We start from the raw sequence: 17,850 nt of genomic DNA, 5'->3' as shown, positions 1-17,850 counted from the left end.
CGAGTCGACAGCTGCGTTTATACGGATCAGTGCAAACGTCTACAAGCGTATCGGCCAGGGGTGACAGTTCGGGTGGATCTTGCCGCCTCGTCATACAACGACGTGACGGCGGGAGGACCAGGCGACCGAGGTCGTTCGATTTTCAACCTGTCCGCTCCCCGATTAGCATCAGGTCACGTGAAGATCGGAATCATTCTTGGATCTGTCCGTGACAGCCGGAAGGGCGAGCTGGTCGCCGAGTGGGTGCGTGAGCATGCCCAGACGACCGGCGGTGCCGACTTCGAGGTGCTGGACCTCAAGGAGTTCCAGCTGCCGCTGCTGACGTCGGCGACATCGCCGGGGATGGCCAACCGCACCTACGACTCCCCCGAGGTCACCCGCTGGAGCCAGGCCATCGACGCCTGCGACGGCTACGTGTTGATCACCCCGGAGTACAACCACGGCGTCCCCGGCGCGCTGAAGAACGCCTTCGACAGCCTCAGCCCGGAGTGGACCGGCAAGACCATCGGCTTCGTGTCGTATGGCGCCGAGGGCGGCGTGCGCGCGGTCGAGCAGTGGCGGCAGATCGTGGCCAACTTCCACATGATCGACGTGCGCCACCAGGTGTCGTTGCAGATGTTCACCGAGTTCGGTGAGGGCGGCCTGCAACCGCAGGACCGTCGTGAGGGCGAGCTCAAGGCGCTGCTCGACGGTCTGGTGTCGCTCACCGATCGCCTGCAGGTCGTCTGAGTCCCAAAAGTGTTGCCAGTGCGTTGATTTCGCGCCTCACCGCGGAGCGCATGGTCGCGCTGAAGTCGACGTCCTCATGGATGGCGTGGACCACCAGCCGACCAGTTTCGCGGTCGGCGGTGGCGTCGACCTTGCCGACGAGCCTGTCGCCATACAGGATCGGCAACGCCCAATAGCCCCACCGTCGTTTGGCTTTCGGCTTGTACATCTCCAGCTGGTAGTCGAAGTCGAAGATGTCTTCCATGCGCTTCCGGTCGAAGACCAGCCGGTCCAGCGGTGACAGCAACGCGGCGCGCCCACGGAACGACCGGTCCAGCTGGTCGGGGTCGACGCGCCACTGCCCGCGCACCCCGTCGATGACCGCGGGCTCACCCGGCAGCTCGATGTCCTTGCGCAGGATGCCGGCCAGGTCATAGACGCGAGAACGCATCAGCCCGAGTGCGCGCAGTGACCGCTGCGCGCGCTGGGCGATCGCATCGTCCAGCGGCACCGTGTCCGTCTCGGGGTAGACCCGGTCGGCCAGATCCCACAGCCGCTCACCACGCTCACCCCGTGCGGCGACGGCGACCTCTCCCCTGCTCTCCATGAAGTCGATCAGCCGGACGACGTTCTGGTTGTTGGTCCACCCGCTGGAGCGCCACGGCACCTGGCAGGTGTCGTCGAATGCCGCGGCGGGCAGCGGCGCCTCGGTTGCCAGGCGGTCGAGGATCTCGCGACGACACAGGTCGTTGGAGTCCACCCAGTCGGCGGACATCTCCTGCCACTCGACCCGCGGATGGCGGCCCCAGTCCTCGAGTTCGGCGCGGTAGAACCGGATGTCCTCGGCAGGCATGATCCGCCCGCGCAGTTCGACGACCTCCCGCGCGTCGAAGAGGTCGTCCAGGTCACCCAGTCGGTATGCCGCGCCCAGCCTGCTCCAGCACACCAGCTCCGGGCTGGGCGCGACCGCGGCGGTCAGGTCGACCTGCACCGAGGCGAGGTGTCGCACGACGTCGAGCAACTCCACCGGGCGAGGCGCGGCGAGCAGTTGCGCGCGCACCGCGATCCGTCGAGCCTCGGCGCGGGACAGTCGGAGGACGCTCATCCCGCGCACGCTAACGCACCGCACCGACTGACGGCGCGTTCGTCGAGTGACGGCGGTATGACGCCGTCACTCGCCGAGGAAGCCGTCATTGGGCGAAATTGAGGGGCCGGAATGTCGGGGGTCGCGGCGCCGTTGCGACATACATGAAGGTTGACATCTGGTCCGACATCGCCTGCCCCTGGTGCTACATCGGTAAGCGCCGCTTCGAAGCAGGGCTGCGCGACTTCGCGCACGCCGACGATGTCGAAATCACCTGGCACAGCTACCAATTGGACCCCACGCTGCCCGAGCACTACGACGGCTCCGAGGTCGACTACCTCGCAGCGCGCAAGGGTATGCCGCGCGACCAGGTGCAGCAGATGTTCGCCCACGTCGCCGAGCAGGCCGCCGGCGAAGGTCTGCACTACGACTTCGACAAGCTGGTCGTCGCCAACAGCATGCGGGCGCACCACCTGCTGCATCTCGCCGCGCGCCACGGTGTCGCGGACGAGGTGAAGGAAGCGCTGTTGTCTGCTCACTTCGAGCACGGCGTCGACATCGGCGACGCTGACCAACTGGCAGAGATCGGCGCCCGGCACGGCTTGGACGCGACCGAGGTCCGCGAGGCACTCGACGACCCGCAGGTGCGCACCGAGGTCGAGCGTGACTTCGCCCAGGCTCGCGCCTACGGCATCCAGGGTGTGCCGTTCTTCGTCATCGACGAGAAGTTCGGCGTCTCCGGCGCGCAGCCGGCCGCGACCTTCACAGGCGCACTCGAGCAGGCCTGGCAGGCCGCCCATCCCCTGACGATGCAGTACGCCGAAGGGGCCGCCTGCGGGCCCGACGGCTGCTGACGCCCGGCCGGGCATACGGCCCGCCGCCCGAACACCACACACCGGGCGGCCGAATGTGCCACAGTGTCGCGCGTGACCCTGCTGCGGACTCCCAACGTGCAAGTCTCCAGCCCGGAGCAGAAGCGACTGCAACGCAGTTGGTATTGGTACGACTGGGCCGTCGGCTCCTACACGGTCGTCATCGCGGCGGTGCTCTTCGCGCCATACATGACCTCGATCGCCAACAAGGTCGCCTGCCCCAACCAGCCCAGTGACCAGGCATGTGACAACAACCTGAACGTTCTCGGGATCGGCGTCGCGCCAGGGTCACTCGTCCCCTATGTGCTGACGGTCTCCACGGTGATCTCCGCAGTCGTGCTGGTCTTCATCGGCGCGATCGTCGACCGCTCGGCGCACCCGCTGCGCTACCTCGCGGGCTTCACGTATGTCGGCGCCACCGCGGCCGGCGCCATGGTGCTGGTCGGCGGCACCGACTGGCAGCTCGGGGTGGTCCTCGCGATCATCGCCAACCTCTGTCTGGGGGCCTCCCTGATCGTCTACTCGGCGATCATGATCCGCATCACCCCGCCGGACGACCGTGACTACGTGTCGGCGCGTGGCTGGGCCTACGGCTATCTCGGCGGTGGCACCCTGCTGGCCGCGACCCTGGTCCTGCTGGTCACCCACGACGCGGTCGGACTCGACAAGGCGGGTGCGGTGCGCGTGGCGTTCCTCGTCGCCGGCCTGTGGTGGGGCCTGTTCGCGATCGTCCCGTTGCGCGGGCTGCGCGCCCTGTCCCGGATGGGCCGGCCGCCACTGCGCGATCGGATCGGCGGCTTCCGACAGCTGCGCACGACCTTCGCCTCCCTGCGGGACTATCCGCAGACGAAGCGCTTCCTGCTGGCCTACCTGTTCTACAACGACGGCATGCAGACCGTGATCGCGGCGGCCAGCCTCTACGGCAGCAAGCAGCTGAAATTCAGCGAGAGCGAGCTGGTGGTCACGATCCTGCTCGTGCAGTTCGTCGCATTCTTCGGCGCGCTCGCCTTCGCTCGTATGGCGGCCCGGCACGGCGCCCACCGGATGATCTACTCCAGCCTGTTCCTGTGGACCGCCGTGGTCTGCGTCGCGTGCGCGCTGCCGGAGCGGAATCTGGTGCTCTGGCTGCTGGTCGCCTGCGCCATCGGCCTGGTGATGGGTGGCGGGCAGTCGCTGTCCCGCTCCCTCTACAGCGGGCTCATCCCGGCCGGCCGCGAGTCGGAGTTCTTCAGCCTCTATCAGGCGATGGAGCGCGGCACCAGCTGGCTGGGCACACTCGTCTTCGGCCTGGTCTTCCAGTGGTTCCGTGACTACCGCTACTCGATCGTCGCGCTGATCATCTTCTTCGGTGTCGGAGCCGTGCTACTGCGCGGCGTGCGGGTGCGCGAAGGCATCATCCAAGCGGGCAACACGCCGCCGCAGGTCGTCTGATCGGGCCCGCGACCGGTCGCTCGGAGAGTGTCGAAGGGTCGAACCTCAGGTCGTAAATGTGATCCTGGTCACGGCCAACGCGCCGCCGATGGGACTTTTCCGGCGCTTTACGGCATACTGACGCGTTCGAAGGCGTAACATACGCAACCTTTTGGGCCGCCCGGACGTCTTCCATTGCGTAGGCCGCATGCGACCGACACCCTCCCGAGCGTCGTCCGCTCGGGAACATCGCGGCCTGATTGACCGTTGCACGAGTTAGATCGCCGAGACCGGAAGACCCGAGGGGGGCAGGTTCTCGGCTGGGTTCGATACGAGAGAGAAGTGAGTGGACATGGCAGAGCGTTCGTTGCGAGGGACCAACCTGAGCACCCTGTCCCTGGAGACCGAGGACAACATCGCGTTCAGCGAGCGCCAGATCGTGCGCTATGTCTGCGAGCAGGGCCACATCAGCGAGCTGCCCTTCTCGGTCGAAGCGGACGTGCCCGGCCTCTGGGAGTGCGGCACCTGCGGCGCCGAGGCCAAGCTGCAGGACGGACCCGAGCCCGAGCGCAAGCCGGTCAAGCACCAGCGCACCCACTGGGACATGCTGCTTGAGCGCCGCTCGATCCCCGAGCTGGAGGAGCTGCTGCAGGAGCGACTGACCCTGCTGCGCGCCTCGCGTGGTGAGAAGCCGCGCCGCAAGCGCACCGCCTGAGCGACGGCGACACAGCCGACAGGACAAACGAAGGAGCCGACCGGATTCGTCCGGTCGGCTCCTTGTGTTTGTGATCGTTGAGCTTGTCGAAACGACACCGTGACCTCGACAAGCTCGGCCAGCTCAAGGGGCCAAACTCAGGGCTTCTTGCGGTCCTCGTCGGTCTCGATGATCTCCGCCTCGATGACCTCCGGGTCATTGCGGAAACTGTCGGTGCGGGTTGCGGTGTAGTCGACGACGTGCACTCCCCCGGCCGCCATGCGGCGACCGACAACGGCCTGCATCAACCGGCGGGAGACCGAGCGCATCCCGGGCAGGATCAGGATGATGCCGAGCAGCGAGGTGACGAAGCCGGGGATGAGCAGCAGCACGCCGCCGACCAGAGCCTGCGGAGCGTCGGCGACCTCACGGGCCGGCGGCCGGCGCTCGGCCATGGCGCTGCGCATCTCCCGGGCAGCACCGACCGACGCGCGCTTGATGACCACCAGACCCAGGCAGAAGCAGGCAGCCAGCGCGACCAGCGTCCACCAACCGATGACCTGCCAGACCAGCACGATGACGACGACCTCGATGATCGGCATGCACAAAGTCACGGCGAACAGCAGTCGCACCCAGAAGGGTGCGCGGCCGGCGGTGGGGGTGCTCATCTGTCGTCCTTCGATCGGTGCGCGAGGCGTTCACCGATAGAACGAATCTGATCGCGTCGATACTCCCAACCCCACCGACTGATGTTGCGCAGCGACTCCTGGGCGATGTCCGGGTTCATCTTCGACTGGCCGATCTCGCGCTCCACGAAGGTGATCGGGATCTCCACGACGCGCAGTCCGGCACGGATCGCCCGCCAGGTCAGATCGGCCTGGAAGCAGTAGCCGTAGGAGTCCACCCCGTCCAGTCCGATCGCGCGCAGGGCGTCGGCCCGATAGACGCGGTAGCCGGCGGTGGCGTCGTTGACCGGCATACCCAGCAGTGTCTTGACGTAGATGTTGCCGCCCACGCTGAGGAGCTTTCGGTGCAGTGGCCAGTTGACGACCTTGCCGCCGCGGATCCAGCGTGAGCCGATGACCACGTCGGCGCCTTCGGCCGCGGCAAGCATGGTCGGCAGTCGCTCCGGCGGGTGCGAGCCGTCCGCGTCGATCTCGACCAACGCGTCGTAGCCGTGCTCCAGGCCCCATGCGAAACCCGCGAGGTAGGCCTTGCCGAGACCTTCCTTGCCGGCGCGGTGCATCACCTGCACCCGGGCGTCGTCCGCGGCGAGTTGGTCGGCGACGTCTCCGGTGCCGTCGGGCGAATTGTCCTCCAGCACCAGCACATCGGCGTCGGGCACGTTGCTCCGGATGCGCTGCACGATGAGCGGGAGGTTCTCGCGCTCGTTGTATGTCGGCACCAGCACGAGGACCTTGGACAGGGCAGGACGACGGTGGACGAGATGATCAGACAAGCTGGCGAACTTCCTCGGCGGACTCGGAACGGCGGCGGGCCGAACGATTGCCCGCCAGGGCGATCCCGCACAGTAGCAAGGCCGCGGCCGAGCCGAGCCACTCCGGCAGAGCTCCCAGTCGAACGGCGAGTGTCTCGCCGGACCGCAGCGGCAGCGCTCCCGACAACGCCTTCGGCGTGAACAGCCCGGTCTTGTCGTGCACGACGCCGTCGGGCGTGATCAGCCCGCTGACTCCGACCGTCGAGATGTGCACGATCGAGCGACCCAGCTCGATGGCCCGCACCTGCGAGATCGCCAGTTGCTGCTCGGACTCCGCGGTGCGCCCGAACGTCGCGTTGTTGGTCTGCACGGCGAGGATCTGCGCGCCGTCCTTGACCGGGTTGCGGGTCAGCGAGTCGTAGGCGACCTCGAAGCAGATGATCGGCGCGACCTTGACGGTGCCGTCGTGTTTGGTGGGCACCCGGAACAGCCCGGTCTCGTGGCCGGCGGCGAAGTTGCCGGCGAGGTCGACCGCGCTGCTGAAGTGGCGGAAGAACGAGCGATAAGGCATGTATTCCGCGAACGGCACCGGGTGCTGCTTGACGTAGCGATCGGTGATGCCCTTGTCCGGCACGTAGAGCAGGGACGTGTTGCTGGTCTGCGGTGCCGGCTCGGTGAGCACGGCCCCCACGATGACCGGCACCCCGATGTTGTCGACGGTCCGCACGATCTCGGTGCCGGCGTCGACGTTGCGGGTCGGGTCGATGTCGGAGGAGTTCTCCGGCCAGATCACCATCGCCGGCTCCGGCAGCTCCCCTGCCTTGATCTTCTTCGCCGCGGCGTCGGTCACCTTGACGTGGTTGTCCAGCACGGCGCGTCGCTGTGCGTTGAAGTCCAACCCCGACGTCGGCACGTCACCCTGTATGGCGAGCACCTGCATCTTCTTGCCGCTGGTGGGTGTCGGATAGACCATCGCCACTGCGACGACAGCGAGCCCGGCAACGACCGGCCACAGTCGAGGAAGTATGGCGCGTGCCGGTGGCATACCTCTGCGGACGCGGTCGATGGCTAGCGCGAGCCAGCCGCCCAGCAGGGCAACCACGAAGGTCAGGCCGGGCGCGCCGAAGACGGACGCCAGGTGCGCGAGGGGTGACCCGGCGGTCGACCAGGCGAGGCGGGCCCACGGGAAGCCGCCGAACGGCATCGAGTCACGGACCGCCTCCTGCAGCACCCACAGCAGGGCGATCGCAACCGGCCGCACGTGCGGTCCGTCCGCGGGTGACAGTGCGTTGAGCCACTTCGGCAGGCGTTCCCACCGGCGGGCGGACTGCGCGAGGGAGCACGCCATACCCATCAACGCGATGTAGACCGACTCGGTGATTGCCAGCGCGAGCCACGGCACCGCGCCGACGTAGGTGCCCGCCCAGTGCAGGGTCGGACCGAAGCACGCGAACCCGCCGACCAGTCCCAGCAGGAAGCCGGTGCGTGCGCGGGTGCCCTTGGTCGCCAGGGCGAGGAGTGCGACACCGAGGATCGCCGCCGGCCAGATCGCGGGACCGGGAAAGGACAGCCAGAGGCAGAGCCCGCCCGCGACAGCCAGGGCGAGTCGGAGGATCACCGGGCAAGCCTAACCGGGCGTCCGGGACGTCGCCGCCCAGTCGGGTGATTGCGGTGGACTCCCCGACTGCAGAGGTGTCGGGTGAGTCGAATGGCTCGCGGATGGGCCGCCTCGTCGTTGGGGCCAAGCCCGCACGGGTCTCCCCTGGCGTGCAAGTTTTCTACTAAACGAGGGGCCCATCCACGCGCCCACAAATTCGTGAATCCGCAGTCGCGAACTCCGAACGATGGGAACGAACTTACCGATGCTTCGCGAACTGTCAACAGCCCGCTGACCTGCGCAAACGCGCGTTTGCGCAGGTCAGCGCGATCCGAACACACAGAACTTTTTCAGCATCACCCGGCGTGTCGGACACAACACGCCGTGGGACATCATGTAGGCATGCCAACCCATCACGGATCGAAGGCCACCGGGACGCCCGCGACCGCCGCTCTCCGTGCGGCCGGGGTCCCTTTCACCACTCACGAGTTCGAGCACGATCAGGCTGCGGAGTCCTACGGTTTGGAGGCCGCTGCTGCGCTCGACGTGTCCGCCGAGCGACTCTTCAAGACACTGGTCGCGCAGACTGATCTGTCGGCCGACAAGGGGCTGGTGGTTGCGATAGTCCCGGTCGACCGACGCCTGGACCTCAAGGCGCTGGCGCGCGAATGTGGCTGCAAACGCGCCACATTGGCGGACATGAGTCTCGCGGAGAAGACCACCGGATATCTCGTCGGCGGCATCAGTCCGATCGGCCAGAAGCGCCGGCTGCCGACATTCCTGGACCAGTCCGTGAGCGATCACGCGACGATCCTGGTCAGTGGTGGCCGCCGCGGGTTCGACATCGAGCTGTCTCCTGCGGACCTCATCGCGACCACCGGCGCGCGCACGGCACAGCTCTCACGCTGAGCCTGCCGCCGGCTCGCGCAGTCAGTCCGTCAGCGGCGACCGGTCCTCCCACGGCGTGCTGAGCACCACCGTCGTGCGGGTGGTCGCGCTCGCGGCCGCACGAATCTCACCGAGCAGCACCTCCAGCTCGGCGGGGCTGCCGACACGGACCTTGAGCACGTAGTTCTCGTCCCCCGCAACGGAGAAACAGGACTCGATCGACGTCAGGTGCCGTAGTCGATCGGGTATGTCGTCAGGAGCGGACGGGTCGAACGGAGTGACCGAGATGAGTGCGGTCATCGGGATCCCGGCCGCGTCGTGATCGATCAGGGCCCGGTAGCCGCGGATCACGCCGCGCTCCTCCAGGCGTCGAACCCGTTGGTGCACAGCGGATGTCGACAGCCCGGTCGCCTTCCCGAGGTCGGTGTAGCTGAGCCGACCGTCCTGTGACAGCAACTGGGCGATCCGCCGGTCGAGTTCTTCCATGCCCGAACTGTAGAGCTCTGACACGATGAACCCATGCAACCTCGCCTCATGCTGCTCGATTCAGCGAGTCTCTATTTCCGTGCCTTCTACGGTGTCCCGGACCGGCGCGCGACCCCGGACGCCATGCCCAACAACGCGATTCGCGGGTTCATCGACATGATCGCGACCCTGGTCAGCGACCACGCGCCGACCCAGCTGGTCGCCTGCTGGGACAACGACTGGCGGCCCGCCTTCCGGGTCGAGGCCATCCCGTCATACAAGACGCACCGGATGGTCGAGGGCACCGACGGTGTCGAGGAGTCCCCCGACGACCTCACCCCGCAGGTGCCGGTGATCGTGGATGTTCTTGCGGCAGTGGGGATCACGCGCCTCGGTCTGGACGGCTACGAGGCCGACGACGTCATCGGCACGCTCGCTGTGGGTGCCCACGGCAAGGCGCAGGTGGACGTCGTCACCGGTGACCGGGACCTCTTCCAGCTCGTCGACGACGCGCAGAGTGTGCGCGTGCTCTACACCGCGCGCGGAGGTGTGCGGGAGCCGGACATCGTCGATCAGGCCTTCCTGGAGCGCAAGTACGCCGTTGCGTCGGGTGCGGCATACGCCGACATGGCGGTGCTGCGCGGTGACTCCAGCGACGGACTGCCCGGTGTGACCGGCGTCGGCGAGAAGACCGCTGCCACGCTGATCAACCGGTATGGCGACCTGACCACCCTGCGTGCCGCGATCGCCGACGGCGATCCGACGTTGAAGGGAGCGCAACGCAAGCGGCTGGAGGCAGCCGAGGACTATCTGGATGCCGCTCCGCGGGTCGTGGAAGTCGTCAAGAACATCGAGCTGCCAACGGGATTCACGGCTGAACTGCCCCGCGAGGTGGCCGATCCCGGTCGGTTGCAGGAGCTGACCGAGCAGCACGACCTGACCACGCCGGTGACCCGGCTGCTCAAGGCACTGGGACTCGGCTGAGACCGGCCGCGCGACGAGCGTTGGCGCGGCCTACTGGCGACGCGGGTTGCGCGGATCGTTCGGCGGGAAGGTGCCGTCGTCGTCACCGCCGTCGTCCTGGTGGTAGAGCAGCTCGTTGAGTCGGACCTGCACGTCCTCGACGTGCGGCACGTCGTGCAACGGGACCCCGCGCTGCTCGCTGGCGTCGCTGATGATCAGCGTTCCGCAGCCGAAAATGCGGTCCAGCAGTGACTTTTCGTAGGACACGTCGTTGATCCGGTAGAGCGGGATGTCGCGCCCGGACTTGTTGATGATGCCGCGGCGGGTGATCAACCGGCGGTTGGTGATGACGTAGATCGTCGTCAGCCAGCGCAGCACCGGCACCAGCACGACGATGCACAGGATCAGCAGGGCCGCGATCCAGACCGCCAGCGTCGCCCACCCCGACCAGCCCTGGTCGCTGATCCAGATCGATGCAGCCAGTGCGACGACGATGGTCAGCACACCGATCAGCAAGGGGAAGAAGATCTCCTTGATGTGGGTGCGCAGCTCCAGGTCGATCTGTTCGCCGCGTGCCAGATGCTTTGCCGAGAACGCCATGTCGGCATCCTGCCATGACCGGCGCACGGAGTCGCACAAGCTCGGCCATCGGAACCACGGCGGTTGAGACTCCCCCGTGGTCGTTGAGCTTGTCGAAACGACGCCCTGACCTCGACACGCGCGGCCACCAATAACCGAGGCGGGTGAGACTCCCCCGTGGTCGTGGTGCGTTTCTGAACGACGCCCTGACCTCGACACGCGCGGCCACCAATAACCGAGGCGGTTGAGACTCCCCCGGGGTCGTGGAGCTTGTCGAAACGACGCCCTGACCTCGACAAGCTCGGCCACCAATAACCGAGGCGGTTGAGACTCCCCCGTGGTCGTTGAGCTTGTCGAAACGACGCCCTGACCTCGACAAGCTCGGCCACCAATAACCGAGGCGGTTGAGACACCCCCGTGGTCGTTGAGCTGGTCGAAACGACGCCCTGACCTCGACAAGCTCGGCCACCAAGAACCGCGGCGGTTGAGACTCCCCCGTGGTCGTTGAGCTTGTCGAAACGACGCCCTGACCTCGACAAGCTCGGCCACCAGTAACCGAGGCGGTTGAGCCCCCAAGGCGGTTGAGCTTCGCAAGAGTCGGTTGAGCTTGTCGAAACCCCCGACGCCGGCTCAGTCGAGCCGGTCAGCGGCCACCACGCCGCGCATCACCTTGTCGATTGCCGTGCGCGCGGTGCGGCGCATGGTGTCGCTCGGCGCGGCCTCGGCGATCTGGTCGAGCAGGTCGACGACCTGCTTGCATCGCCGGACGAAGTCACCGGCCGACATCTCGCTGTCTCGCAGCACCGTCTCCAACCGGCCGCCGCTGGCCCAGCGGTGCATCATCCAGGTCATCCCCGGATCGACGTCCGCCATCGGGGTCAGACCGAGCCGTCGCTGGGACTCCTGCAACCCGTAGGAGATACGGGTCATCTCGGCCAGTGCGTCACGAACCTGGTCGCCGGGGATGCGTGGTTCCTCACCGAGGCCGTCACCGCGGCGTGCTTCGTAGACCAGCGCGCAGACGACCGCAGCGAGCGAGGGGGCGTCGAGGCGGCGCCATACGTCGTGCTCTAGGCACTCGGCCGCCAGCAGGTCCTTCTCGGTGTAGATGCGTTGCAGCACCCGGCCCCGGTCGGTGACGGTCGCGCCGTCCTGGTCCAGATAGCCCAACTCGGCCAGCAGGTCACAGATCCGGTCGAAAGTTCGCGCGACGGAGTGCGTGCGCCGGTCGACCTGCCGCTGCAGGCCGTCGGTCTCACGGCGCAGCTTCCACCAGCGCTCCGCCCACCGGGCATGCTGCTCGCGATAAGGACAGTCGTGGCAGGCGTGGGCGGTCAGCCGGTGCCGCAGCTGCTCGACCTCCCCCGCCGTCGACTCCTCCGCAGCCTCCTGCGCCGCCCGGCGTTCGGCCGGACTCGGCGGCGGCTCGTCACGCAGCTTGTTGCGCATCGAGGACGCCAGGTCACGGCGCGAACGCGGCGACCGGCTCTGGAAGTTGCGCGGCATCGGGATGCGCCCGACGGGCTCGACCTCGTCCGGAACGTCGGTGTCGGTCAGCCGCCGCAACTGGCCGTCAGCGTTGACGATCGTGGGCACGCCCGGCTGACTGCGTTTGCCCCGCCCGGACGGTATGACGACGGCATACCCGGACCGTCGCCCCTCGGGCACCCGGATGATGTCCCCGGGCTCGAGCTGCTCCAGCGACACCGCTGCCGCTGCGCGCCGGCTGGCCGACCGCTTCTTCGCGGCCGACTTCTCCAGGTCGGTGAGTTCCCTTCGCAACGCGGCATATTCGGCGAAATCACCCAGGTGGCAGCGCATCGCCTCGGCATACCCCTCGAGGGCCTCCTCGTTGCGATGTATGGCGCGCGCTGTGCCGACCACCGAGCGGTCCGCCTGGAACTGCGCGAACGACTGCTCCAGCACCTGACCGGCCCGCCACCTGCCGAGCTTGTCAACCAGGTTGACCGCCATGTTCGAGGTCGGCACGAAGGACGAGCGCAACGGATAGGTGCGGGTGGAGGCGAGACCGGCGACCTCGTGCGGGTCGACCGGCGGCGCCCACAGGACGACCGCGTGTCCCTCGTAGTCGATGCCACGACGGCCGGCGCGTCCGGTGAGCTGGGTGTATTCGGCCGGCGTGATGTCGGCGTGGGTCTCGCCGTTGTATTTCACCAGGCGTTCGAGCACGACCGTGCGCGCCGGCATGTTGATGCCGAGCGCCAGCGTCTCGGTCGCAAACACTGCCTTGATGGTGCCGTCGGTGAAGAGCTCCTCGACGACCTCGCGGAAGGTCGGCAGCATCCCGGCGTGGTGCGCGGCGAAGCCGCGGGAGACGCCCTCGACGAAGTCGTAGTAGCCCAGGACCGCGAGGTCCTCCTCGGGCAGGCCCGACACCCGCTCCTCGACCAGTCGGCGCACTCGCATGCTCTCCTTGTCGGAGATGAGTTTGGTGCCCCACGCGAGCAATTGGGACACGGCGCCCTCGCAACCTGCGCGGCTGAAGATGAAGGTGATCGCCGGCAACAAGCCTTCGCGGTCGAGCGCGTCGATGACCTGCGGGCGGCTCGGGCCGCGGCTGGGTCGCCCGCCACGCACCGGCCCGCGCGCAGTGCCGCCACGCGGACGTCCCCGCCTGCCGCGTGGTGCACCCGCGTCCTCCCGACGGCCGTGTCGCTGACCCCGTCGCTCGCCGTCGAGTTGCTCGATGCGACGCAACAGGTGCGGGTTGACCCGCAGCTTCTCCTTGCCGTCGTCGACGAAGAGATCCATCAGCGACGGGCCGACCATCATCTGCTGCCACAGCGGCACCGGTCGGTGCTCCTCGACGATCACCTCGGTGTCACCGCGGACCTCCCGCAGCCAGTCGCCGAACTCCTCGGCGTTGCTGACCGTGGCGGACAACGAGATCAGCTGCACCGACGGTGCGAGCATGACGATGACTTCCTCCCACACCGCACCGCGGAAGCGGTCGGCGAGGTAGTGCACCTCGTCCATCACCACGAAGCCGAGCTTGTTCAGCGTCGCGGAGCCTGCATAGATCATGTTGCGCAGCACCTCGGTGGTCATCACCACGATCGGTGCCTCGCCGTTGATCGACGAATCCCCTGTCAGCAGACCGACATTCGCAGCACCGTGACGAGCTGCCAGGTCGGCATACTTCTGGTTGGACAGTGCCTTGATCGGTGTCGTGTAGAAGGTCTTGCGGCCCGTGTGCAGAGCCAGGTATGCCGCGAACTCGCCCACGATCGTCTTGCCCGACCCGGTCGGTGCCGCGACCAGCACGCTGCGCCCCGCCTGCACGGCCTCGATCCCCAGGCGCTGGAAGTCGTCGAAGCGGAAGTCATAACCCTCGGCGAAGCGGCTGAAATGCGATGAGTCGAACCCCCGCTGCGGGGTGGAATTCTCCTGGCGTTCCACGGATTCCGGCATGTCGGCAGGCTACTTCGTACAGCTTGTTACAGCTGGGACTTTTCGTCGTCCGGCACGTCGAGCCACTCCGAGCGGGCCTTCTCCGCGCGCTTCTCCCGGCGATGATCCAGGTAGAAGCCGACACCGACAGCGACGAAGTAGAGCACGATCATCGGCACCATGAGCGCGAGCATCGACCAGGCGTCCGGCGACGGGCTCATCATGGCCGAGAAGACAGCCATCGTCATCACGGCCACTCGCCAGCCCTTGAGCATGACCCGTCCGGGCAGGATACGGATCATGTTCAGACCGGTCAGGAAGACCGGCAGCAAGAACGCCAGGCCGAAGACCAGGATGAACTTGATGATGAACGTGTAGTACTTCTGCGCGTCGGTGAAGTTCGCGCTGCGGTCGGTCTCGGGGGTGGTGCCGAGCAGGAACTCGATGGCGTTGGGCAGTGCCAGCGTCGAGGCCCAGCAGCCGAGCAGGAAGAGCGGCACCGAGACCGCGAGGAAGCCGCGCGAGACGCGCTTCTCCTTCTTGGTCAGACCCGGCGCCAGGAAGCCCCAGACCTGCCAGAGCCACACCGGGCTGGTGATGATGACACCGAACCAGATGGAAACCTTCAACTTGAGGCTGAAGGCTTCCGAGACGCCGTTGGCGCTGTAGTTGAGGTCGCCGGCGTTCGGGTGCCGCTTGTGCACCTCTGCCAGTGGCTGCTGGATGAAGTTGACGAGCGTGTTGAAGCGGTAGCCGAACAACGTCAGATGCGTGTCGTAGACGATCCAGCCGAGGATCGCGCCGATCACGATCGCGATGGCCGCTATCAGGGCACGCCGACGGAACTCGCGGAAGTGTTCGCCGAGGGACATCCGGCCTTCCGGATTGTCCTTACGCCGCAAGAGGGCCATGTGTTGTGTGTCGTCCTGAGCGGAGGGTCCCCTGCGGGACGGTGATCAGTTGCTGTGGGGCGCGTTGTTGCCCTGCTGTTGCTGCGGAGCGGCCTGCTGCTGTTGCTGCTGGCCTGCCTGCTGACCCTGCTGCGGGTAACCGGACGCGCCGGGCATCGGAGCCTCACCGGGAGCGCTGCCCGCGGGCGGCTGGGTCTGGCCGGGGACGGTCTGGCCGGAGGCAGAGCTCTTGTTGTCGTCGTCGCCCAGCTCACTCTTGAGGATGCGGGCCGAACGGCCGAGGCTGCGAGCTGCGTCGGGCAGCTTCTTCCAGCCGAAGAGGATGACCACGATGAGCACGAGGATGAGCAGGTGCCACGGCTCTAGGGCTCCACGAAACATAACTAGCTCCTGATTGATTGAGTGCGTGAACGCGGACTCATCGTTCCGCACCGACGTCTCTACTCTACGTGATCGGCCCAGTCCGGGCGTCGGGACTTGCGGCGTGCCGCGCGCTGCCTGCGTTGTTCGGCCTTGAGGCGTGCTCGGTGCCGTCGCAATTCTGCCGGATCTCGCAGCACTGCGAGGTCATCGACACTGGTCAGTTCTTCTTCGAGCTCGGCGATCTTCGCTTCGACGGCGGCCAGTTGCTCCTGTGCCTGGGACGCCTCGACGCCCAGTGCCTTCAGCGGAGCCCACAGCCGCCAGAGACGCCACCCGACATACGCCGTGCCGAGCAGCGCGAGCACGAGCCACAGCAGCACCCACTGCCACCAGGTCACTGCTCGTATGCCGCCAACGCCTCGCGCGCGCCCGCGACGACCTCCGCGCGCAACTGCTCCGGCTCCAGCAACCGTGCCGACTCCCCCAGCCGCCACATCAGCTGCCGCAGCCACCGCAGGTCGGCGGTGCGGAACGTCGCGGTGAGCACGCCGTCGGCGCCACGCTGCACGGTGTCGACCGGGTAGTAGTCGACCACCCACGCCGCATCGGGCGAGAGCTCCACGACCGCGGTCAGGTCGTCCGGGCCCGGGGTGAACAGGCTCGAGCCGAGGTCGCGCGGGCGCGCATCGGTCGGCGGCGTGCCGTCGACGTCGAGGATCTCGGCCGAGACCACCCGGTCCAGCCGGAAGAGGCGCACGTCGGTGGCGCGATGACACCAGCCCTCGAGATACCAGTTGCCGTCCAGCGAGACGACCCGCATCGGGTCGACATCACGCTCGGTGGTCTCGTCGCGGGACGGCACGACATAGCGCAGGTGCAGCCGCCGGTGCCCGGCAACCGCGGCACGCATCGTCGTCAGCGTGTCGGACGGCACCTCCGATTCCAGCGCCACCCGGACCCGGTCACTGGCAGCGCCGGAGTCCCCGGCCGCCTCGACGAGTTTGGCCAGCGCCCGGTCGACCGCGTCACGCTCGCCGAGCCCCGGCACGGCGGCCAGCGCACGCAGGCCGACGATCAGCGCGGTGGCCTCGTCGAGCCCGAGCCGCAGCGGACGCGCGATCGTGTCGGCATTGCGCAGGAAGACCCGGCCCTGCTCCCACTCGGCCTCGATGAGGTCGTCGGGCATGTGCCCGGGCGTGCCGCAGACGAAGAGCAGCGCCAGGTCGGCCTCCACCTGCTCGGTCGTCACGCCCAGCTCCTGGGCGGCTTCGGCGATGTCGATGCCCTGGCGGTTGACCAGCCACGGGACCATCGTCAGCAGCCGGCCGAGTCGCGCGGTCGCGCTCTCCGGACTCGCCATCAGCGGTCTCCCTTCTGCGGCTGCTTGTTGCGTGTCAGTTGGTTGCGCTCGAGTTGGTTGCGCTCGAGTTGGTTGCGCTCGACGGCGCCGCGCAGGCGGCATACGACCTGATCGACCAGCTCCGGAGGCGACAGCACCCGCACGGCCGGCCCGAAACCGGCCAGCTCGTCGGCGAACGCGCCCGCGTCGGTGTAGTCGACGGTCAACCGGGTCTGCGGGCCGGTGTCCTGCGCATCCTTGGCGCGGCGGCGCAGCGTGTTGCCGGCGCCCTCCTGCACCAGCACGACCGCCTCGGTCGGCGGCGTGCTCTCACTGCCGTCGATCATCGAGACCGGGTCGTGGTCGGCCGGCACGTCATAACCGCCCGGCTTGCCGACCCGCTTGACGGCACCGTCGATGCGGCCGAGCCGGAAGACCCGCGGCGCCTCCCGGTCGAGGTCGAATCCCGTGACGTACCAACGACCATGCCAGTTGGCGACACCCCACGGCTGGAGCCTGCGCGGGGCTGAATCGCCGCCCGCCTTGCGGTAGCCGAAGGTGATGGTCTGGCGGCGCAGCACCGCGTCCTTGACGGTGTTGAAGGACGGCTCGGTGGTGTTGACGCGCGGCTCGAGCCCGACCAGGGAGTTGAGGTCACGCTCGACGTCGGCCGCCTCCAGCTTGCGCAGCGCGGTGGCCGCGGCACCGGCGAGGCTCGCCTGCTGCCAGGTGCGGCTGGCCAGACCGAGCACGGCGAATTCGTCGGGCTCGAAACTCAACTCGGGAAGGGCGTATTCGCGACGGTCGATGCGATAGCCGGTCTCGTCGTCGAAGAAGGAGTCGAGCGGCTCCATCCGCAGCGGTATGCCGAGCTCGCGCAGCTCATCCTTGTCACGCTCGAACATCCGGTCGAAGGCCTCGTCGGAGGAGGCTTCGCCATACTGCGGGACCGCGTCGCGGATGCGCGACTTGGCGAGCGGCTGGCGGGTGTAGAGCAGGCAGATGACCAGGTTGAGCAGCCGCTCGGTCTTGGCAGCTGGTGACGGAGAGGCCATGGGCGAAACGCTATCTCATGTCCGGACGAATGTACGAGGCAGTTTGGGCGCGTTTCACCGGAGCGGACGCGCG

18 protein-coding genes are annotated in these 17,850 nt (G+C 67.5%); 6 read left to right on the top strand and 12 right to left on the bottom strand.

What is annotated here, in order from left to right:
* Nucleotides 1-177: 177 nt before the first annotated feature.
* Nucleotides 178-729, top strand: coding sequence for an NADPH-dependent FMN reductase (locus tag ACSZL9_RS01440; RefSeq protein ID WP_446663678.1), 552 nt, complete (start codon nt 178-180; stop codon nt 727-729).
* Here ACSZL9_RS01440 and ACSZL9_RS01435 read toward each other — a convergent pair.
* Nucleotides 704-1,813 (bottom strand): DNA glycosylase AlkZ-like family protein, encoded by a 1,110-nt coding sequence (locus tag ACSZL9_RS01435; RefSeq protein ID WP_446663677.1) that lies wholly within the window; start codon nt 1,811-1,813, stop codon nt 704-706. The two genes, ACSZL9_RS01440 and ACSZL9_RS01435, sit on opposite strands and share 26 nt — an antisense overlap.
* Nucleotides 1,814-1,956: 143 nt before the next feature.
* On the opposite strand from ACSZL9_RS01435, the gene ACSZL9_RS01430 reads away from it, so the two are divergent.
* From ACSZL9_RS01430 to ACSZL9_RS01420, 3 genes are all read left to right on the top strand, one after another.
* The gene (locus ACSZL9_RS01430; protein WP_446663676.1) at nt 1,957-2,646 is read left to right on the top strand and encodes a DsbA family oxidoreductase; all 690 of its coding nucleotides are present in this window, start codon (nt 1,957-1,959) and stop codon (nt 2,644-2,646) included.
* A 72-nt stretch (nt 2,647-2,718) separates the two neighbouring features.
* Nucleotides 2,719-4,095, top strand: a complete 1,377-nt coding sequence (locus ACSZL9_RS01425) for an MFS transporter (protein ID WP_446663675.1) — start codon at nt 2,719-2,721, stop codon at nt 4,093-4,095.
* A 331-nt stretch (nt 4,096-4,426) separates the two neighbouring features.
* Nucleotides 4,427-4,789 carry an RNA polymerase-binding protein RbpA gene (locus ACSZL9_RS01420; RefSeq protein ID WP_446663674.1) on the top strand — a complete coding sequence of 121 codons (363 nt, stop codon included), beginning with the start codon at nt 4,427-4,429 and terminating at the stop codon, nt 4,787-4,789.
* 137 nt (nt 4,790-4,926) lie between these two features.
* On the opposite strand, the gene ACSZL9_RS01415 is transcribed toward ACSZL9_RS01420, so the two are convergent.
* The 3 genes from ACSZL9_RS01415 to lnt are packed head-to-tail and all read right to left on the bottom strand — an operon-like array spanning nt 4,927 to nt 7,824.
* Nucleotides 4,927-5,436, bottom strand: coding sequence for an FxsA family protein (locus tag ACSZL9_RS01415; RefSeq protein ID WP_446663673.1), 510 nt, complete (start codon nt 5,434-5,436; stop codon nt 4,927-4,929).
* The gene (locus tag ACSZL9_RS01410) at nt 5,433-6,227 is read right to left on the bottom strand and encodes a polyprenol monophosphomannose synthase (protein WP_446663672.1); all 795 of its coding nucleotides are present in this window, start codon (nt 6,225-6,227) and stop codon (nt 5,433-5,435) included. Before ACSZL9_RS01410 ends, ACSZL9_RS01415 begins: the two co-directional genes overlap by 4 nt.
* Complete coding sequence (gene lnt / locus ACSZL9_RS01405) at nt 6,220-7,824, bottom strand: apolipoprotein N-acyltransferase (protein ID WP_446663671.1); 1,605 nt, start codon at nt 7,822-7,824, stop codon at nt 6,220-6,222. Before lnt ends, ACSZL9_RS01410 begins: the two co-directional genes overlap by 8 nt.
* Before the next feature lie 381 nt (nt 7,825-8,205).
* Between lnt and ybaK the strand changes: the two genes are divergently transcribed.
* On the top strand, nt 8,206-8,712 hold the full coding sequence (gene ybaK / locus ACSZL9_RS01400) for a Cys-tRNA(Pro) deacylase (RefSeq protein ID WP_446663670.1): 507 nt from the start codon (nt 8,206-8,208) through the stop codon (nt 8,710-8,712).
* 21 nt (nt 8,713-8,733) lie between these two features.
* Here the strand turns inward: ybaK and ACSZL9_RS01395 are convergent, their stop codons facing one another.
* The gene (locus ACSZL9_RS01395) at nt 8,734-9,177 is read right to left on the bottom strand and encodes an Lrp/AsnC family transcriptional regulator (protein WP_446663669.1); all 444 of its coding nucleotides are present in this window, start codon (nt 9,175-9,177) and stop codon (nt 8,734-8,736) included.
* A 48-nt stretch (nt 9,178-9,225) separates the two neighbouring features.
* On the opposite strand from ACSZL9_RS01395, the gene ACSZL9_RS01390 reads away from it, so the two are divergent.
* Nucleotides 9,226-10,140, top strand: coding sequence for a 5'-3' exonuclease (locus tag ACSZL9_RS01390; protein WP_446663668.1), 915 nt, complete (start codon nt 9,226-9,228; stop codon nt 10,138-10,140).
* Between the two features lie 30 nt (nt 10,141-10,170).
* Here ACSZL9_RS01390 and ACSZL9_RS01385 read toward each other — a convergent pair whose 3' ends face one another.
* From ACSZL9_RS01385 to ACSZL9_RS01355, 7 genes are all read right to left on the bottom strand, one after another.
* Nucleotides 10,171-10,719, bottom strand: coding sequence for a PH domain-containing protein (locus ACSZL9_RS01385; protein ID WP_446663667.1), 549 nt, complete (start codon nt 10,717-10,719; stop codon nt 10,171-10,173).
* Between the two features lie 609 nt (nt 10,720-11,328).
* Entirely contained in the window at nt 11,329-14,130 is a 2,802-nt protein-coding gene (locus tag ACSZL9_RS01380) for a DEAD/DEAH box helicase (RefSeq protein ID WP_446663666.1), read from the bottom strand.
* 26 nt (nt 14,131-14,156) lie between these two features.
* Nucleotides 14,157-15,020: a twin-arginine translocase subunit TatC gene (gene tatC, locus ACSZL9_RS01375; RefSeq protein ID WP_446663665.1), complete on the bottom strand. Its 864-nt coding sequence runs from the start codon at nt 15,018-15,020 to the stop codon at nt 14,157-14,159.
* 45 nt (nt 15,021-15,065) lie between these two features.
* The gene (tatA, locus tag ACSZL9_RS01370) at nt 15,066-15,401 is read right to left on the bottom strand and encodes a Sec-independent protein translocase subunit TatA (RefSeq protein ID WP_446663664.1); all 336 of its coding nucleotides are present in this window, start codon (nt 15,399-15,401) and stop codon (nt 15,066-15,068) included.
* Nucleotides 15,402-15,460: 59 nt separating this feature from the next.
* The gene (locus tag ACSZL9_RS01365) at nt 15,461-15,781 is read right to left on the bottom strand and encodes a hypothetical protein (protein WP_446663663.1); all 321 of its coding nucleotides are present in this window, start codon (nt 15,779-15,781) and stop codon (nt 15,461-15,463) included.
* Nucleotides 15,778-16,743, bottom strand: coding sequence for a helix-turn-helix transcriptional regulator (locus ACSZL9_RS01360; protein WP_446663662.1), 966 nt, complete (start codon nt 16,741-16,743; stop codon nt 15,778-15,780). The genes ACSZL9_RS01365 and ACSZL9_RS01360 overlap by 4 nt, the downstream gene beginning before the upstream one ends.
* Nucleotides 16,743-17,777 carry a helix-turn-helix transcriptional regulator gene (locus tag ACSZL9_RS01355; RefSeq protein ID WP_446663661.1) on the bottom strand — a complete coding sequence of 345 codons (1,035 nt, stop codon included), beginning with the start codon at nt 17,775-17,777 and terminating at the stop codon, nt 16,743-16,745. Before ACSZL9_RS01355 ends, ACSZL9_RS01360 begins: the two co-directional genes overlap by 1 nt.
* Between the last annotated feature and the right edge of the window lie 73 nt (nt 17,778-17,850).

This window comes from Flexivirga sp. B27 (assembly GCF_052905685.1).
This window is presented reverse-complemented; position numbering and strand designations above follow the sequence as displayed.

Bases quoted from the DNA above. Each gene is read 5' to 3' on its own strand.
- ACSZL9_RS01360 (WP_446663662.1), bottom strand. From the start codon at position 16,743: ATGGCGAGTCCGGAGAGCGCGACCGCGCGACTCGGCCGGCTGCTGACG.
- ACSZL9_RS01415 (WP_446663673.1), bottom strand. From the start codon at position 5,436: ATGAGCACCCCCACCGCCGGCCGCGCACCCTTCTGGGTGCGACTGCTG.
- ACSZL9_RS01390 (WP_446663668.1), top strand. From the start codon at position 9,226: ATGCTGCTCGATTCAGCGAGTCTCTATTTCCGTGCCTTCTACGGTGTC.
- tatA (WP_446663664.1), bottom strand. From the start codon at position 15,401: ATGTTTCGTGGAGCCCTAGAGCCGTGGCACCTGCTCATCCTCGTGCTC.
- ACSZL9_RS01355 (WP_446663661.1), bottom strand. From the start codon at position 17,777: ATGGCCTCTCCGTCACCAGCTGCCAAGACCGAGCGGCTGCTCAACCTG.
- tatC (WP_446663665.1), bottom strand. From the start codon at position 15,020: ATGGCCCTCTTGCGGCGTAAGGACAATCCGGAAGGCCGGATGTCCCTC.
- ACSZL9_RS01430 (WP_446663676.1), top strand. From the start codon at position 1,957: ATGAAGGTTGACATCTGGTCCGACATCGCCTGCCCCTGGTGCTACATC.
- ACSZL9_RS01420 (WP_446663674.1), top strand. From the start codon at position 4,427: ATGGCAGAGCGTTCGTTGCGAGGGACCAACCTGAGCACCCTGTCCCTG.
- ACSZL9_RS01395 (WP_446663669.1), bottom strand. From the start codon at position 9,177: ATGGAAGAACTCGACCGGCGGATCGCCCAGTTGCTGTCACAGGACGGT.
- ACSZL9_RS01380 (WP_446663666.1), bottom strand. From the start codon at position 14,130: ATGCCGGAATCCGTGGAACGCCAGGAGAATTCCACCCCGCAGCGGGGG.
- ACSZL9_RS01435 (WP_446663677.1), bottom strand. From the start codon at position 1,813: ATGAGCGTCCTCCGACTGTCCCGCGCCGAGGCTCGACGGATCGCGGTG.
- ybaK (WP_446663670.1), top strand. From the start codon at position 8,206: ATGCCAACCCATCACGGATCGAAGGCCACCGGGACGCCCGCGACCGCC.
- ACSZL9_RS01385 (WP_446663667.1), bottom strand. From the start codon at position 10,719: ATGGCGTTCTCGGCAAAGCATCTGGCACGCGGCGAACAGATCGACCTG.